Annotated in this window: 2 protein-coding genes and 1 pseudogene; 2 read left to right on the top strand and 1 reads right to left on the bottom strand. The window is 41.3% G+C overall.

Annotated elements, in window-relative coordinates:
• The coding region (locus tag CCU_RS12885; RefSeq protein WP_208896263.1) for a 3-deoxy-7-phosphoheptulonate synthase at positions 1–676 on the bottom strand (676 nt) is incomplete at its 3' end.
• Between the two features lie 149 nt (positions 677–825).
• On the opposite strand from CCU_RS12885, the gene CCU_RS14995 reads away from it, so the two are divergent.
• Together CCU_RS14995 and CCU_RS14990 are read left to right on the top strand one after the other, a co-directional pair.
• On the top strand, positions 826–1,344 hold the full coding sequence (locus CCU_RS14995) for a D-alanyl-D-alanine carboxypeptidase family protein (protein ID WP_015534962.1): 519 nt from the start codon (positions 826–828) through the stop codon (positions 1,342–1,344).
• Positions 1,337–1,599: pseudogene (locus CCU_RS14990) on the top strand (D-alanyl-D-alanine carboxypeptidase family protein); the annotation flags it as partial. The gene CCU_RS14995 and the pseudogene CCU_RS14990, both read left to right, overlap by 8 nt.

Below are 1,599 nucleotides of genomic sequence, written 5' to 3'. Positions count from 1 at the left end.
CACCTCTCAATATACAATGTGTCAAAGGATTTCCGTCTGTATGTGCCTCCCATCCAGAATAAAGGAATGTGTGGTGATGCTGTCCTGCTATACAGGAATTCATCATAACGTTGTAGTCACCACTTGTAGGATTCTTCATACCTACAGGAACATCCATTCCACTTGCGGTAAGTCTGTGCTGCTGATCCTCAACAGAACGTGCGCCTATGGCAACGTAAGAGAGGATATCATCTACATACTGCCAGTTTTCTGAATAAAGCATCTCATCAGCAGCGGTAAGTCCTGTCTCCCTGATAGCTCTTATATGCATTTTTCTGATGGCGTAAAGGCCCTCGAGCATGTCTGATGCCTTTGTAGGATCAGGCTGATGGAGCATTCCTTTGTAACCATCACCAGTAGTTCTTGGCTTGTTAGTATATATACGTGGAATGACCAGTATCTTATCCTTAACTTCATCTGCAACCTTTGCAAGACGATTCTGATAATCGCAAACAGCATCCTCATTATCTGCTGAACAAGGTCCGATGATAAATATAAATCGGTCATCATCGCCTACGAAAATTTTTCTGATCTCTTCATCTCTTCTGGCTTTGATGGCTTTCAACTCGCTTGAAAGAGGGTATAGTTCCTTGATCTCATCGCCAGTTGGTACTCGTTTAACTAATTTCATACTCATGAAACATGTCCTCCTTTTTTCTAGCCATTGATTATATCAGAAAAACTTTACAAAATAAAGAAAATAATACTATATTGGTGGGATAAAAAGTCATATTGCCGGATAAATGCATAATATAATATATAAACAGAAACTGAAAGAGGAGTTGTATGCTGCATTTTCCGGATAGAAAAAAGATGGGCAGGAAGAAAAATATCAGAAGATTATCTGTTATAACGGTACTCATCTTTATCATATTTGCAAACACAATGAGTACGAATCTTATGGTATATGCAGAGGAACAGACAGAGACTCAGGCGGCAGACCAGACAGAAGTTCTGGAGGTGGAATCTCCAAGCTGTATACTCGTTGAGGCATCCACAGGTCAGGTGTTATTTGAAAAAAACTGTGATGAAGCCATGGCTCCGGCTTCGGTTACAAAGGTTATGACGCTTCTTCTGGCTTTTGAGGCGATAGAGGCCGGACAAATGACTCTTGATGATATTGTAACTGTGAGTGAACATGCTGCGTCCATGGGCGGATCGCAATGCTTCTTTGAGGCAGGAGAAGAACAGACTGTTGAAGATATGATAAAGTGTATTATAATTGCATCCGGAAACGATGCGGCTGTTGCCATGGCGGAAAAAGGTTGCCGGAAGCGAAGAAGCGTTTGTGAAAAAGATGAATGAGAGGGCTGCTGAGCTGGGGATGATAAATGCAAGTTTCAAAAATGCGTGTGGCCTGGATGCGGATGGACATAAAATGTCAGCACGGGATATCTCCATAATGTCCAGAGAACTCATAACAAAATATCCTGCCATCTTTGATTATTCAGGCATATGGATGGATTCGATCATACATAAAACAAGAAGGGGCGAGAGTCAGTTTGATCTCGTCAACACAAATAAATTTTTGAATATGTATACAGGAGCAACCGGCCTTAA

This window comes from Coprococcus sp. ART55/1 (assembly GCF_000210595.1).
Lineage (GTDB): Bacteria > Bacillota > Clostridia > Lachnospirales > Lachnospiraceae > Coprococcus > Coprococcus aceti.
The sequence above is the reverse complement of the archived record's forward strand: the minus strand, read 5'-3'. Positions and strand labels throughout refer to the sequence as shown.

Excerpts from the sequence above, each read along its gene's own strand:
- CCU_RS14995 (WP_015534962.1), top strand. The coding sequence starts at position 826 with ATGCTGCATTTTCCGGATAGAAAAAAGATGGGCAGGAAGAAAAATATC.